This is a genomic window from Labrys miyagiensis (assembly GCF_030160835.1).
GTDB classification, from domain to species: domain Bacteria; phylum Pseudomonadota; class Alphaproteobacteria; order Rhizobiales; family Labraceae; genus Labrys; species Labrys miyagiensis.
The window spans coordinates 159096-175189 of the sequence record NZ_BSPC01000022.1; the positions used below are offsets into that span (position 1 = coordinate 159096).

Below are 16094 nucleotides of genomic sequence, written 5' to 3' on the forward strand. Positions count from 1 at the left end.
AATGCTTGGTCTCACGGGATCCTGAAAGTCACCACACCGGCAGACGGCAGGTCAACCCCTGCAGCGTGAAGAGCCCGTGGGCAGCGGTCAAGGCGGCGGCGGGGGCGACCTCGTCGGTGCTCCCGACGGTGCGGGTAAAAAGCTGCATCAGAGGCGCGAGCGAGGCGAGCTCGTAAGTCTGGGCGAGGGGCTGCAGCAGCCTCTCCCGGGCTGCGCGCTGCAGACCTGCTTCGGCACAGGAGATGAGGGCGTCGACACCGGCCTCCAGGAGCTGCGACGTCTGCCGGGCGGAGGTATCGACGGGTGGCGGCGGAGCGAACTGGGCTGATGCCCGGCGGAGGCTGGTCATGATGCGCGAGACGAAGCCGGTTTCGAGCGGCTTCATGCGGTCGGGAAAGTCGAGCAGCGAAGTCGTCTCGCCCCAGAGCGACATCGGCTCCAGCACGATCCGGCCCTGTTCGGCACGGGCGAGCGCCACGATAGCAAAAGGCTTCCGGTCGCCCTCGTCGCCCACCGCTGCTTCCAGCGCGGCGATGCGGTGTGCGCCAAGTCCACGCCCCTCGTCGTCATGGCCGAGGGTGAGCGCGATCCATGCACCCACGCGGTCCATCAGCGGCCAGCGCAGGGTCTGCGTCAGGTCGTCGAAGCTGACCGGCGCAAGCCGGTGCGGCATCAGGATCACCGGCCGCGACGGCGGCGGCCTGTCGAGCGAGGGTGCGAAGGCGCGGGCAAGCGTGTCGGCCAGGATGGTCCAGGACTGGTGGGCGAGATCAGCCAGCACGCCGTGACGATCATCCGCCCAGGCGCCAACCGCCTCCTGTGTCGGCCTGAAAGGCTCCGGCTGTCCGGTACGGCTGCTCTGAGACAAGGAGAGTCGCCCGCTATCGGATGCCTGCGCGCCCGACAGCCTGAAACGCGCGATGGAGAGCCGTGACAGGGTGTGGCCCCACACGGGCTCCGTGCCATAGGCCGAGCGCGGATCGAAGCGGGTGTCATGCGTGGTGCTGCGAGCGAGCGTGGCGGTGAAGCGCCGCCCGGTTGCCGGCTCGATGAAATGACTGGTGACGCCAACCGCGCCGGCGATCGTCTCGAATACGCTGGCGCCGAGTCCGATCAGGTCGACATCGCCGATGGGTTCGTAATCGGCGCGCACAGCACCCGCGAGCTTGCGCAGGCGCTGGCCGTCCATGGTCTGTGACAGGGCGTAGGCGAGGGCGTGGCCGAAGGCGATCTCGCGCAAGAGATCGACTGGATCGTGGTTGACATTGCGGGTGCGGCGCTGCTCCAGGCCCTCGGCTATGCGGCGAAGGCAGGCGGAAAGGCGAGGCATAGCCTCGGCGCGGCCCGAGATCGCCAGGAGCATCAATCGCTCTTCGAGGCCGCGTGAGGGAACGGAGAAGCCCTGGGCATAGGCCCGGCGCAGGGTGTCCAGGATCGCAGCGAGCAGGGCGGCGTCGGGCGTGAAGGCTTCCTCGTCGGCGACGGGAGTCGCTTCTGCAAATTCGACGGCCGGCAGGCCGAAATGGCTGCGCGCGGCCAGCACCGCGGCGGCGTGGCTGGCCGGGCGCCGGCGTTCAGGCAGGCCGGAGGCGATGGCGGCGAAATCGCCCTGCGCGGGGATCGCGACCTCGGCCCCCTCCTTGACCGATGTCAGCGTGACCTTGAGGGAGGAACGGCTCGGCTCTACCGCCGTGGTTTCAGCGAGGGCCAGCAGCCGGAAGGCTTCTCGCAGCGCTGTTTTGCCGACCGCGCCCTGCAGGGCCGCAAGGTCGAAGGCGGCAAGACGCGCCAGCCAGTCCGTCTCCGGTTCGTCTGCCATGGCTACGGGCACCGCGGCCTGGTTGCGAAGCGCCAATACGACGGCGAGCTTGTGGCGGCAGAGCGTCGCCGCCGGGCAGGTGCAGCGCGCCTTTGCGAGTCCCTTGTCGTCGAGGCGAACGGTGGCGCCTTCCACGCTGCCCACTATTCCCGTCGAGCCGAGGCTGTCGAAGGCCACATTGGCCGCATCGGCGGCGGCGCGTCGCATCAGGCCCCTGGAGCTCATCGTCTCCAGCATGGCATCGTCAATGCGGGCATAAAGGGCGAGGAGATCGGACATCGGCTTCAATCCATGATGCCCGCGAGCCATTCGGCGAAGCGGTCGGGCGTCATTGCCGCGATATGCATGCCGAGGCCTGCCAGTTTTTCAGCGGCCGAACGGTTGAAGACGGCGCTGCCGGAACTGTCGAGCGCCGCCAGGCCGATCAGGGTGACCCGCGCCTCCGCCAGGCGGCGAACGCAGCACAGGAGATCGCTCATCGAGCCGCCTTCCTCGAAATCGCTGATCAGTGCCACCACGGTGCGGCCGGGATTGACCACAAGGCCTTCGCAATAGGTCATGGCCCGCGCGATATCGGTGCCGCCGCCGAGTTGCACGGAGAGCAGGATGTCGACGGGATCGGACAGCTTGTCGGAGAGGTCGACGATCGAGGTGTCGAAAGCAACGAAGCGCACATCGACGGTGGGCAGGCCGGCCAGGATGGAAGCCATCACCGTGGCGTGGATCAGCGAATTGAGCATCGAGCCGCTCTGGTCGACGCACAGGATGATCGTCCAGGGCATGCGCCGTTTCTGGCGGGCGACGAAGCGAAGGCGCGCGGCGATGATGGCCTGGTGTTCCGGGCTGTAATGCTTGAGGTTCTCACGAATGGTGCGACGCAGATCGAGGTTGGCGGCCGAGCGCAATTTGCCTTCGCGGAAGCGGTCGCGGCGTCCCGACAAGGCGCGTTCCAACTCGGCCTTGAGCTTGCGCTTGAGCTCTTCCACCACAGTGTCGACGACCTGGCGGATGGCCTCGACCAGATTGCGATCCGCCTTGCCCTTGAAGGCGAGCAGGACCTTCATCAGGTCGAGATTGGGCTCGAGCTGTTTCAGGGCGGCTGGATCGGAGAACAGGCTGGCAAGGCCGAGATCGTTGAGGGCGTGGCCCTGAATGGTCTCGAATACCGAGGCCGGGAACAGGCGGCGGCTGTCATGCAGCCAGTCCGGCACGGTGATCTGGCTGGGATCAAGCGAACCCTTGCGCCCGCCGCCGAAGCGCAGGCCGCGCTTGCGCCCGCGTTCGGCATAGATGCGCTCCAGCAGCTGGTCGCGGCGCAGATCCTCGCCCGAGAGGCCGTTGCTGCCGAGGCGGTTCTCGGCGTAGCGCCCCAGCGCCATGCGCCAACGCAGCAGGCGCTGGGTCTCTTCGGGGGAGAGGGACTTCTCCGGCGGTTTGTCCGTGATGGTCATGCCGCCGGCTCCAGCCATGCCGAAAGGCCGTCTTGCAGCCACTGATCGCGCAGCCTTTCGCCGAGGGCAAGATGCTCCGACAGCGCCTGCGCGTCCGGCGCCTGCAGCAGCAAGGCGAGGTCGTCATGGCCGATACCATGCGCTGAGGCGACGGTGGCGGCGACCTTGTCGGTTTCCTGCGGGCTCAGTTCGGCGAAGGCCATGCGCAACTGCGGCAGCAGCAAGAGGAAGCCCTGGTCATCGATCGAGCCGAACAGCGTGTCGATGGCCGTGATGACGTTGCCGTTGTTGATGAACAGATGCGGAGCCAGGGCCATGACCCCCGACAGCGTGCGGATGGCCTCTCCGGGCTTCTCGAAGGCACCGGCCAAGGCGGCGACCAGGCGCCGGCCCGCTTCGCCGGCATCGATTAACCCGATCACGGTGGACAGGGCAATGACGGCACCGTTGAGGGCAGGATCGAGCTGCATGTAGAGCAGTTCCCTCAGCGAGTCGCGCAGCGGCTGGGCCGCAAAGTCCGGATCGGGATCGGCCATCGCCTCGGCGAGAGCGGCGAGGCAGGCGATGGCATGGCCGACATGGTCGGCGTCAACGGCGATGAGATCTGGCAGCAATTCGGTGATCCGGCGCACCAGCCGGTCGAGTACCGACGGCAGCAGCGTGGCGAAGGCCTCCTCGTGGCCCTCGGACTGGTAGCGCCGAGCCCGGCTCTCCAGAGCTTTGCCGATGACGAGCGCGCGGGCGAGGCGCAGGAGATCGCTGTCGGCCCGCGCCGCTGTCTCGACGGCGGCGGCGAGTCTGTCGGCCGCGCGGCCGAGGCCGGCATCGAAAGCGATGCTCAACAGGTTGAGAGCGGCCTCCGCATTGTTGCACTGGCCTTCTTTTTCGAGATGGTCGAGGCGCCGCAGCAGCAGGGCCGCCGCCGCGTCGGCCACCGTATCGGCATCGGCGGTGCGGTCGATCAAAGCCGCCTCGACGGCCGGCGACCAGGCATAGCTCCAGCTTTCCAGAAGCATGTCGGCCCGGAAGCCATGCACCATATCCGGACCCTTGAGACGATCGGCGAAGGAAGGCGCGATCAGGCGCATGGCGTGCAGGAAGCGGCTGGCCTGGCGATGGCGCGGCTTGCGGTAGATGTCGAGTTCGCGGTTCTTGGGCAGGGCGTCTTCGAGCGACAAGCCATTGGCGCGCGCCTCGCGCCGTGCCCGCTCGATCAGGGGCGGCAGGCGGCTGCCGGGCGGCAGGTCGCCCAGCCGCTCGCCCTGGAGATAATGCGTGAAGGCCGCAAGCAGGGGATGACTGCCAAGCTCGATCTCCTCCTTGATCGCGGCAGATTGCACCGCGTCGAACAGTTCCGTGCGTCCTGGTTCGGCAAGGCCGCGCAGTTCGGCGAGGCGTCTTGCCGTCTCGACCATCGTGCGCAGCGTCGGGAAGGAGAACACCAGGGCCGGCTCGTGCCTGGAAAGATGGGCGCGAAAGCCAACCAGCATCTCTTCGGCGAGATTGCCCGCAGCGTCGGCATCCCCGGTCAGCCGCTCCCACAGCCGCTCATAGAAGCCGGGCAGAGGGAGGCCGGCGCCATAGCCGTTGAGGCGGTCGAGGGCGCGGAAATCGTAGCGGATCAGCCAGGCATTCGAGGCGGGAGAGGCGGTCTTGCCGATAGGCGCCGTCTCGCCATGGCCGCCGATCAGCGCCGGGGTATGAAAGCCGCCCGTGACGACGGCGATTGGCCCTGTAGTGTTGGCGATGGCATCGGCGAGGCAGGCGCGCATCATAGTCTCGCGCGCCAGCGTACCGTCCCCCTCGAGTTCGTCGGGCTCGGAAGCCGCGCGCAGGGCCGAGCAATAGGCCCCGACGCTGGTGAAGAAGCGCCGCCAGTCGGTGCCGCGCGCCCGCGCCTCGAACAGGCCGTCCCACAAAGCGAGGCCGTCGCGAAAGCCGGCCCGTTCGCACAGGGCCTCGATATAGGCGCCGCGGTCGAACACGCTCTCGCGCATCGGCAGCAAAGGCGCGCCCTCCTTGTCCTGAGGGCCCGACAGCATGGCACGATGGCGCGAGGGCAGGTCGATGAAGCGGATGGCGGCGCCGAGAGCCGCAGCTTCCTGAATCGCCACGAATTCGGGCGAGTGGCGGCAGATCGGATAATAGGTGGTGCCCGCCCGTGTCCCCTCGGCCTTCTCCACGCTATCAGGCAAGGCCACCATCGCCACGGGTGGCACCACGCCGGGTGCGAGCAGCTCGGCGATCAGCGGCTCGAAATCCGCCGGCCCCTCGATCAGCACCGCAGCCGGGCGGGTCTCACGCAGGGCGTTGCGCAGATGCAGGGCACAGGCCGGCGAGTGATGGCGGATTGGAAAGAAATACAGCCTGCGCTCGGCGTCGAACAGGCGCAGGGCCGTAGCGGCCGGATCGAGTGCACTCATGCCGCAGGCCTCAGCTTCCGCCCTTCAAGGCGTTGACCGAGCCCATGAAATCGGACCAGACCCGGCTGCGACGCGCGCGTTCCTTGACGATATGATCGAGATAGGCGCGCACTTTCTTCACGTCCTCCGCATTATCCTTGACGATCACGCCCTGGAGCTGGCGGCCGATATGGGCGCCGCCCACCGTGCCGTCTCCGAGATAGGCGGCCTCCAGCGCAGCGGCATGGGCGATGTTCACCGCCTCGGCTGTCGACATCACCGCCGACGGCTTGGAGAGCGGTACGTGGTCGCGCGTCTGGCCGCGGCGCAGGTCCTGGAAGGTGGTGACCAGGAGATCGGTGACCTCGTCGGGGAAGGTTACCGAGATCGCGGCCTGTCCCAGGCGCTTGTCGAGCTCCTGGCGGATCAATTCCATTTCGAGGTTGGGGTCGGCCAGCGGCACCACCGTCTCGAAGTTGAAGCGGCGTTTGAGTGCGCTCGACATCTCATGCACGCCGCGGTCGCGTAGATTGGCGGTGCCGATGATCGAGAAGCCCGGGGCGGCATAGACGCTGGCGGCCTCGCCGAGCTCGGGCACCGCCATCACCTTCTCCGAAAGGATGGAGATGAGCACGTCCTGGATCTCGGGCGGGCAGCGCGTCAACTCCTCGATACGCACGATGCGACCGAGGCGCATGGCTTCCATCACCGGGGAGGGCACCAGAGCGCGCTGGCTTGGCCCTTCGGCGATCAGCAGCGCGTAGTTCCAGCCATAGCGCACATGATCTTCCGTGACGCCCGTCGATCCTTGCACCACCAGCATGGAAGTGCCGCTGATCGCCGCGGCAAGGAGCTCGGACAGCATGGATTTGGCGGTGCCAGGCTCGCCGACCAACATCAGTCCCTGCTCGCTCATCAGGGCGACGAGGGCGCGTTCGACCAATGCGTCGTCGCCGAAGAACTTGCGGCGGATGGAGAAGCGGCTGTCGCCCAGGATGAAGCTGCGCACGGCCTTGGCGGAGAGTGCCCAGCCCGGCGGCTTGCGACCCTGGTCGGCAGCCTTCAGGGCGGCAAGTTCTTCGGCAAAGCGGACTTCGGCGCTGGGACGAAGCCGCAATGAGTCCTGTTGTTGCATTACCAGCCCACTTTCTTCTGCCAATCAGCCGCGAAACCGTTGCCGGCACCAGCGATCTGATGAAAATCGTTCCAGACTTCGCTCAGCAGGACCGGCGGTACTTCGTTGAGCGGGATATCGCGTCCCCAGCCGCTGCGTCGGCCCTTGCGATTGCGTACGAACTTGGCGTCGACCAGCGCCACGGCGCGATTTTCCTCGGGCAACGGCGAGCCCGTGAACTCGATCGCAGCGGTGATCCCGATGGTGCCGAAGGATTTGAGATATTGCGTGAACCAGCCGCCATCTTCGGCCTGGGAGCGTTCATAGCCAAGCTTGTTGGCGGCGCCGCGCAGCTTGAAAGCCTCGATAAGGCAGCCCTGCCGGTCGTCGATCGAAGTGCCCTTGCCGCCGGCCAGCAGCGGGCGGTCGAACTGGTTGAACAGCGGCTCGACCTTGTAATCGGCGAGATGCTCCTTCCAGGCGGCGCTGTCCTCCTCCGAGAGCAGCGAGCGATGGGCGAGCTGGATAGTGGCGAAGGCGGTTGGATCGACCGTGCCGTCGGTGTTGTCGGTCAGCGACAGATCCTCCAGCGGGCGGAAGGCGGCGAGGATCTTGCCCTTCTCGTCGAGGCCGAGCCAGACCAGGCGCTGCACCAGGCGGCCGACGATGGGATGTTCGAGCAGATAGCGCTGCCAGTCGGCCACCGGCCAGCGCCGGCTGACGCAGAGCGCTTCATAGAGCCGCTTGGCCTGGAATTCGTGGACCTGTTTCAGCTCCTTCCTGGCGTTGGAGAGAGCCTTCTTGGCCTCGGCGGCGCTCTCCTTGTCCGGGCCCTCCTTCACCTGCGGCAGATTCTGCACGATCTTGCCGTCGGGATTGTAGAGCGTCAGCGTGTCCTCGGCGTCAAGTTTCGCCTGATAGACGCGGCTGCCGATTTCGAGGTCGAGAATGCCGTTTTCGTCCAGACCGGCGGTGGGGATGGTGCGGTCGGCGAGTTCATCCGCCGTCCAGCCGCGGTCGTCGGAGATGCGCTCGACCAGCTCGCCGGCCAGAACCTGGACCGCATTGGTGCGGTGGCGGCGGGCGATCGAGAGCAGCATCTGCAAGGTGGCCGAGGATGGATTGCCGCTGAGATAGTCGGTCAGCGCCTTCACCTGCGCGGTGCGCTTGTAGTGGTCGCGCATATAGGCGCGCACGAGTTGGACCGCATGCGTGCCTTCCACCCGCGCGGCCAGGCCGAGGATGCCGCGATCGGCGTGGGCGTTGTTCAGATAGATCGACAGCTGGCTGGCCCGCAGATCCGCGAAGGCCTTTTCATAGGTGTAGGAGCGATAATAGTCGCTGTTCCAGCGCTTGGCGTATTCCTGGAATTGCTCGTAGCGCTTCTGGGCGTTGGCCTTGGCATAGGCGTTGGCTGCCTCCTCGGAGCAGTGAGCCGCGTCGTAGCGCAGGAAGCTGCCGAGGAGATAGCGGCCGAAGGCCTCGGCGCTGGCCGGCGCGAGCTGGTCCAGCCAAAGCGAGAAGAGATCGTTGCCGCCGGGCTGGGCTAGCTTGGCGGCGAGGGTGATCCACCAGCGCGGCACCTCGGCCGGCACCGCGCCGCCCTTGGCCCAGCTGAGGGCGGGCAGGGCGTCGAGCGCCAGCCAGGCAACGTCCTTGGCCTTCCTGGCCTTGAGCCCGTCGGCGGCTTCCTTGGTCAGGATCTTGGGGGTGACATAGAAGGAGATGTCGACATTGAGCTGGCGCAGGGCCCGCAGCAAGGCGGCGCGCACCAGTTCCGACTTCTCCTTGGCAAGCCTCTCCTTGATCGGCTCGATGGTGGTCTCGGCGCCTATGGAGCCGAGCATCTGGGCAACGCCGGCGCGAACATCCTGCTTGCCGTCGGAGAGGAAGGGCAGAAGCCGCTTCTCGATGCCCTCGATGCCGAGCAGCAGCGCCCGCGCCGGCTGATTGAGCGCCTTCTTGGTCGAGAGCGCATGGGTCAGCACGGTGTTGAAATAGCGCGCCGGCAATTTGGGAAAAAGCCGCAGGCGGGCAAGCGCCGCCTCCACCTGCGGTTCGCGGAAAAGGGTGGAGGCGGCCTGGCCGATGGCCTGGTCCAGCACGTCGAAATGGCCTGCGAGATAGGGCCAGACCAGATCGGCGCCAAGGTCTTCCGACAGGTTGCTGGTGAGCACCTGGAGGGCCAGCGCATTGGCCTCCAGGAGTTCGGGCATCAGCGTGGTCAGGCTGCGCAGGTCGAGGCCATTGGTGAGGCGCGCATGCATGGCCGCGGTGACGGCGCTCCAGCCGGACAGGATGTTGCCGGCAGCCCAACCCGGGTTGTTGGTCCTGAAATTGATCGCCTGCAGCGTCATGGCGCGCGACAAGTGCCAGAGCGTCATCGCCGGGTCGTTGAAGGGGGCGGCCGCCGCGGCTGCGTCGCCATGGGGCGAGAAGGCGCTGGAGATGTCGATCCGGGTTGATTTGTGGCCTTCGATGGGATGATCGGCCATCAAGGCAGCACAATAGCGGTCGGCAACAGCGTAATCGACGGGCTTTGGCGGTGTCGGCGTCCGGTTTTGCCACCAGTTCTTGCGCTGGTCGGCAGTTGCCTGCTCGTAGCGTTCGCGCTGATGCTCATATTGCTTGAGCTTCTGGGTGTATTCCTGATCGAGCAGCTTGCGGTAGCCGGCGATCACGCTGTCCGGGAGAGGCGTGCTGGCAGGCGGGGGGACGAGAGGCGGTGTCAGCACTTCGCTGCCGTCGGCGGCGAGATAGCCGGCTGCGCCGTCTTCACCCAACGAGCGCGGAGCCTGTATCATGCCGCCATCGGCGACGACCACAGCCGAGCCAAGGCCGAGTTCGATGACCTTGCGAACCGATTTCGCCGTCTCTTTTTCGAGGTGGGCTTCCAGCAAGGAGCGCGCCCGATCGCCGAGGACGAGCGGCAGGATCTGTGCTGCCTGGGCGCGGGCGGTGGGGTTGCCCTCATCCAGTGTCTTCGCGGCGCTTGCCGCCAGCGTTTCGGAGGGAGAGGCCAGCAGGGCGTTCTGGGCAGATTCACGCACCGCTTTGCTCGTCGACGTCAGATATTGCTGGTAGATGAAGTCGAAATACTCATCCCTCACCAGATCGAACTGCTTCAGGATATCGATGACGGCGGCCTGCGCCGGACGCTCATATTTGGCGAAGGATTCGATGACCGCTGGTCTCTCGGCAAGGAGACCGGTCTTGAAGTCATAGCGTGAGGCGATTTTGAAATTCTGGAAGTAGTAACGATTGACCTTTTCAAGGACGAGAAGGTCGACTGCGAAGACCGTCGCGCTGTCGCCGGGATCGCGCCAGTTCAAGGCGGTGGTAAGGTTGGTCGGCATCTGCGCGGGCGAGGATGAGTAGGATTGGCCGTTGCCGAACAGGCCGCGCAGCCAGAACGGACTCGGACCCGTATGCGCGAAGACGCCCCAGCGGCTGCCTTTGTTCGATAGTGTGAGAACTTCAAGATAGCGCCGGATCCAGATTGCGTCAGGGCCATGCTTGCGGCCGAGAACGCTGTCGCGCGCCTTTACCGCTGCCTCATTGGTCTTCTGGAGGCCCGGCGTCGCCTGGTAGTGGTGGCGGGCGAGAGCGGCACCGACTGCGTTCGACTGCTGTTCCAGTTGCAGAAGGACAGAGCCTCCATCGCCAGTGAGGACATAGCCCAGCGTGCGCTTGGCGAGATCGGGGCTGATGCTCTCCAGGCGCTTGAGGTCGAGAGTGATCTCCTGCGCCGTGGTGGCATCCGGCCGGCTCCGTGGAAGCGCATTGGCGGGAGCCAGCGGCGATGCACCATCGGCCGCGGCCGGCCTGGATGATTTGCGACCGCCGATCATGGCTTTGAGGAAATCGAACATGCAGAGAATCCGGGCAGGGAGGGCAGCATGGCGATGATAGAGAGCCCTTTTGTGATGACCAAGAGGTAGGCAAGCGGATCAAGAGATATTTTTCCGTGCTGTGCGTTTTGATACGCTTCGGCGCTGCACAGGAAGCTAGATCCGGTTTGATTCAGTTGGTTTTGTATTTGGGTTAGCCAGTGATTCAAAATTATCATGAATAATTTGTTTTCCATTTGATAAACGATTGGCGTTTCTGCGATGATGCCGTCTAGGTACGAAGTAATTCATAAGGATAGCGGAGGTGGTTGCCAGTCTGTGCCTAGCATGCCACGAGATTGTGACAGTTGGGATATCGGCTGATGTCCGCGCGAGCCCGGGACGGTATCCGTAGCCTTATGACTTGGCACTCGGTACTCGGCGTGCGCCGTAAACGGGCCGTTCGGGCTTTTTCAGCCTTTTCTTTTCTACGCGATAGCCTCGATCGGAGGGAGGCTTAGTACCTGATTTTACGCGCTGTTTTGTACTCGATTTGCGTTCATTCTGAATGAATGTTCAACAAATCATATTGCGTTTTCTCTCCTATCGGATATCTTCGAATTGCGTCCGAGATGCAGGAACGTCGGGTATCCCGGTGGTGGTGCCCTTGACGGGCCGGTCGATGTGAAGGTGGTGCTGTACCGATGAGGAAAGTCGATCCGGAGGCAAGGGGGCACAAGGCTTCCAAGGAAACGAGGCAGTTGCAGCTCATCGAGGCGACGATCGATTCCCTTGCCAGGCGTGGCTATGCGGAGACCACCACGGCGCTCGTTGCCGTTGGGGCCGGGCTCTCGCGTGGCATTGTCAACTTCCATTTCGAGAGCAAGGAAAAGCTCCTCATCGCCACGCTGCAATATATGGCGGACGAATATGCCGCTCATTGGCGTGCCGCCTATGAGAAGGGTGGGGGAGATCCGGCCCGCCAGCTCGCCAGCATGGTGACGGCGGATTTCGACCGTTCGATCTCCAGCAAGCGCAAGCTCGCGGCCTGGTGCGCCTTCTGGGGCGAGGCCAAGTCGCGCCCCACCTACCAGGCTCTGTGCGGTCAGCGCGACCAGGCCTATCACGACACCATCATCCAGATCTGCACGGCGCTGAAGGCCGACGGCGGCTACGACTTCAACGCCAGGGCAACGGCGATGGGACTGAGCGCCATGCTCGAGGGGCTGTGGCTGCGTCTTCTGCTTGGCGCCGAGGGGCTCAATCGCGAGACCGCCTGCCAGGCTGCCTTCGAGCATCTGGCCTCGATCTTTCCCAGGCATTTCTCGAGGAGCGATCTCGACACGCGTGAATCCGCCTGAGATCGGTTCGGCAGACAACAGATTTTCTTTGGTAAAAGTAGCGTCAAAACAAAGAGTTGGGGTAGGTTCCAACGCGATCTGATCGCAGCTTGCCCCCAGCAAAAAAACCAGAAGGGGAAGTGCAGATGAGAATGTTTGGCAGGCATTTGCTTGGCATGCTGGGGCTGGCGGCAGCTCTGTCCATGACGACCGCGGTCGGCGCTTTTGCGGCCGACAACGACCTGATGGTCTTCGACTGGGCCGGCTACGATACCCAGGACTATTATCCCAGCTACATGGCCAAGCATAAGGAGCCGCCAACCTTCACCTTCTTCGGCGACGAGGACGAGGCCTTCGAGAAGATCCGCTCCGGCTTCAAGGCCGACCTCGGTCACCCCTGCGCGCAGAGCGTGAAGAAATGGCGCGATGCGGGTCTGCTGCAGCCGCTCGACACCAGCAAGATCCCGGGCTGGAAGGATATTTCGCCCGGCATTGCCGGCATGAAGGACCTGATGACGACAGCCGACGGCAAGGCCTGGTTCCTGCCGCGCGACTGGGGCAACACGGCGCTCACCTACAATCCCGACAAGGTCGACGCTAAGGACATCCAGTCGCTCAAGGCCTTCGCCGATCCCAAGTTCCAGGGCCACGTCTCGATCGGCGACAATGTCGACGACGCCTATGCGCTTGCGGCGCTGGCCATCGGCCTGCACGACTGGACGCAGATGACCGACGATCAGTTCGAGCAGGCCTCGGATTTCCTGCGCCAGGTGCACAAGAATGTCGTGCTCTACTGGTCCGATCCCACCGCGCTCATCCAGGCGATGAGCGGCGGCGAGGTCACGCTTGCCTGGGCCTGGAACGATACCGCGACGCAGCTCCAGAAAGCGGGCACGCGGGCGCAACGCAACGTCAACACCGACGAGGGCGCCACCACCTGGGTGTGCGGCTATGTGCGTTTCAAAGACGCGCCCGGCTCGGAAGACAAGGCCTACGACTTTCTCAGCGCCATGAACGATCCCGACAACGCCACCTATATGGTGAAGGAGTGGGGTTATGGCGTCAGCAATGCCAAGGGCATGGCCTCGGTCGATTCCAAGCTTTTGAAGGACAAGGGCTATGCGCCTGAGGACCAGAAGCCCGAAAAGATGCTATTCCAATCCCCGCTTCCCAACGAATTGAAGCAGAAGATGATCGCCGAGTTCGAGAAGATCAAGGCGGGGTATTGAGGGTTCGCATGCAGCGTACCGAGGTCGTCATCGTCGGCGCCGGCTTTGCCGGCCTCGCGGCGGCAAGCGAGTTCAAGGCGGCGGGGATCGACTTCCGGCTGCTGGAGGCCCGGGACAGGGTGGGCGGCCGCGTCGAGGGCGCCTACAACGGCCTTGGCGAGAAGGTCGATCTTGGTGGCCAATTCTTCTGCGAGGACATGCCCGGGGTCATGGCCCTGGCGAAGCAATACGGCAAGACGCTGGTCACCACGCCTTTCGAGGGCGACTCGCTGCTGCAGCCCGCGTCGCACGGCCGGCACGACATCGAGGAAGCCTATGCCGGCGCCGCTGCCTTGCGGCGGCGGATGCGGGCCATCGACCCCGCCGATCCGGCCATCACCGGGCTGACAGCCTCGGCATGGGCCGAGAGGCAGGAGGCGACGCCTGAGGCGCGGCATATGTTTCTGTCGATGATCGAGGGCCTGTGGTGCAAGCCGGCTGAAGAAATCCCGTTCTGGTATGTGGCGTCGAATGACCGGCGCATCACCAACAAGGTCTCGGAGCTGCAATATTTTGCCGGCGAGACCCTGCATTCCCTTGCTGAAGACATGGCGCGGTCCCTTGGCAGCAGCGTAGAGACCGGCCAGCCGGTGGAGCGCATCGCCTGGGGCGGCGGAGGGGTGACCATCGAGGCCTGTTCGCGGACCTACCAGGCCCGGCATGCGATCCTCGCTGTGCCGCCGGTCATGGCCAGAAAAATCGCGTTCGAGCCCGGGCTTCCGCCTTCGCTGCGCGGGGCGCTCGCTGCCTGGGAAAGCGGCACGGTGGTCAAGTCGTTCCTGCGCTATCCTTCGGCCTTCTGGCGCAGGAAGGGGCTCAGCGGCAGCGTGCTCTGGCTCGACCGGCGCGGCCTCTATGTCTGTGACGCCAGCCTCGATGACGACCACGCCATGCTGGTCGCCTTTGCCGGCGGCCCCGTTGCCACCCAATGGATGGCGGATGGCGAGGGCATGCTGAGGCAGCAGCTGCTGTCGCGCCTCGTGCCGGCGCTCGGGCCGGAGGCGGCCGAACCGCTCGATTTCATCTGCCGCGACTGGTCCGGCGACCGCTGGAGCGGCGGGGGCTATTCCGACGACATTATGGACATGGCGGCTGGGGATGCGGAGGACGTGCTGCGCAGCGGCCTCGCGAATGTGAGCTTCGCCTGTTCGGAATTGTCGCCGTCCTTCCCCAGCTATGTCGAGGGTGCCATCAGCATCGGGCGGCTGCAGGCGCGTGCCGTGATCGCGCGGTTTTCGGCGACAGCCGAGGCGGACGCCTTGCAGAATCCGGCCGGAAAATAGCAATTTGGTCGAGGGAGGCCCAAAATCTGGCGGGGCAAGGCTCGGCCCGTGATATCCCATCGCGGCCCTTGCCGGGAGTGGCGTGACGGGGAATGAGGAACGACCCGATAAGGCAAACGCCTCGCCACCCGCCATGGCTTTTGTTATTGCTGCCGTTGCTCATCGCCCAGATGGTTGTATCGCCGCCATAACCTAGAGAAATTTGGCAAAAATCTAAATCCAAAGTCGCTGTAAACCCAAATGTTGCAGCGTGGAACCCTGTGTGATGAAGAGGAAGGTGTGTGAGGTGCGCGAATTGTCTGAGAGCAACATATGCCCCCCAAGCATCATCGTTGACAATGATGTATCCCCGGATACAGAGAGTCGCGCGAAGAACTAATATCAAAAGCCTGAACTGACTCTCCTCCGGATGCACCCATGAAATTTTCTTGCCGTTCCCTGCTGCTGTCTGTGGCCGTAACCCTTGCTGCCGGCGGCCTGTCACAAGCTCAAACGGTCAAGCTGATCCCTCAGCCCGATCTGGCGGAGGGGATCGCTTCCTTCCCGCATCTGGCACCGGAGGCACCCTATGCCGCCAAGATCAATGCGGCTCTGGACAAGATCCAGAGCGGCGCTCCTGCGCTCGCAAATGATTGCAAGACCGATAGCGGCGAAAGCGCGTTCGAGCGCAGCATCGACGTCACCATGCAGGGACCCCGCTTCGTCAGTTTCGTGGTGCAGGATGAGTTCAGCTGTGGGGCACATCCCGACAGCTCTCAGGCCGCCTTCGTGTACGATCTCACCACCGGCAAGCCTGTCGACTGGCCCCATCTGCTCCCGCCAGCCATGGCCGGCAAGGCGGTAAGGGACACGGCGGACGCAGACGTCGTCGTCGGGCTGCTCCGCTCGCCCGTTCTGACGCGGGCCTATGTTGAAAGTCTCAAGGCAAGTGGCGTGAGTGACGAGTGCAACGATGTCTATGACCAGACGGAATTTCGCTTCATGCTGTGGCCTGATGCTAGGGAACATGGGCTCGTTCTCGATCAAAACGGCCTTCCGCATGTCGCGCAGGCCTGCGGTGGCCCGGTCACCCTGTCGCTCGACAAATTGCGCAAGCTCGGCGTGGACAGAAAACTGATCGATGCCATTGCGGTCGGGCAGGTGGCGCAGGCCTCACAGGCCTCGCAGAATCCCGCAAAGGACACGGCAGATGCCTCTTCCGGCAATGCTGCGGACAGCCTGGTGGGTACCTATGAACGCAAGAGCAAGGATAAGGGAGACGGCACCATCAAGGTTGAGAAGGCCGGGTCCAAGATCCGCATGACATTCCAGGTCGGCGGCGTGCCGAACGGTGGCGCCACCGCTGCTGACTGCGGCTTCATCGCCGAGGGAGAGGTCAAGGCCGGTGTTTTTACTGGCAACATCACGAGGACCGGCGTCCTTGAGGGGCTCGATCCGGAGGGAGAGGCTGCAGAGGCCGGCCTCGCCCCCGTCACCGCTGCCATCCTGGATCGCCAGATCCTGGTCACTCAGGCGCCTGCCGGCACTCTGTGCGGCGGCGGTAACGAGGTCACCGGCGGCTTCATGCGCACTGGCGCGAGATAAGCC

The 16094-nt window shown here is 64.6% G+C and carries 9 protein-coding genes; 4 read left to right on the plus strand and 5 right to left on the minus strand.

Annotated elements, in window-relative coordinates:
- Positions 1-28: 28 nt before the first annotated feature.
- From QQL24_RS12125 to QQL24_RS12145, 5 genes are read right to left on the minus strand one after another with little or no spacing between them, the layout of a single operon-like run.
- Positions 29-2098, minus strand: a complete 2070-nt coding sequence (locus QQL24_RS12125; protein ID WP_284312325.1) for an SWIM zinc finger family protein — start codon at positions 2096-2098, stop codon at positions 29-31.
- A 5-nt stretch (positions 2099-2103) separates the two neighbouring features.
- On the minus strand, positions 2104-3270 hold the full coding sequence (locus QQL24_RS12130) for a VWA domain-containing protein (protein WP_284312326.1): 1167 nt from the start codon (positions 3268-3270) through the stop codon (positions 2104-2106).
- On the minus strand, positions 3267-5693 hold the full coding sequence (locus tag QQL24_RS12135) for a DUF5682 family protein (RefSeq protein ID WP_284312327.1): 2427 nt from the start codon (positions 5691-5693) through the stop codon (positions 3267-3269). Before QQL24_RS12135 ends, QQL24_RS12130 begins: the two co-directional genes overlap by 4 nt.
- Before the next feature lie 10 nt (positions 5694-5703).
- Positions 5704-6789, minus strand: a complete 1086-nt coding sequence (locus QQL24_RS12140; RefSeq protein ID WP_284312328.1) for an ATP-binding protein — start codon at positions 6787-6789, stop codon at positions 5704-5706.
- A 17-nt stretch (positions 6790-6806) separates the two neighbouring features.
- A complete protein-coding gene (locus QQL24_RS12145; protein WP_284312329.1) occupies positions 6807-10658 on the minus strand; it encodes a DUF4132 domain-containing protein in 3852 nt (1283 codons plus the stop codon).
- A 662-nt stretch (positions 10659-11320) separates the two neighbouring features.
- On the opposite strand from QQL24_RS12145, the gene QQL24_RS12150 reads away from it, so the two are divergent.
- The 4 genes from QQL24_RS12150 (at position 11321) to QQL24_RS12165 (ending at position 16091) form a co-directional block, all read left to right on the plus strand.
- Entirely contained in the window at positions 11321-11977 is a 657-nt protein-coding gene (locus tag QQL24_RS12150; RefSeq protein WP_284312330.1) for a TetR family transcriptional regulator C-terminal domain-containing protein, read from the plus strand.
- Positions 11978-12102: 125 nt separating this feature from the next.
- Complete coding sequence (locus tag QQL24_RS12155; RefSeq protein ID WP_284312332.1) at positions 12103-13185, plus strand: extracellular solute-binding protein; 1083 nt, start codon at positions 12103-12105, stop codon at positions 13183-13185.
- 8 nt (positions 13186-13193) lie between these two features.
- Positions 13194-14507 (plus strand): flavin monoamine oxidase family protein, encoded by a 1314-nt coding sequence (locus tag QQL24_RS12160; RefSeq protein ID WP_284312333.1) that lies wholly within the window; start codon positions 13194-13196, stop codon positions 14505-14507.
- Between the two features lie 417 nt (positions 14508-14924).
- On the plus strand, positions 14925-16091 hold the full coding sequence (locus tag QQL24_RS12165) for a hypothetical protein (RefSeq protein WP_284312334.1): 1167 nt from the start codon (positions 14925-14927) through the stop codon (positions 16089-16091).
- Positions 16092-16094 lie beyond the last annotated feature (3 nt).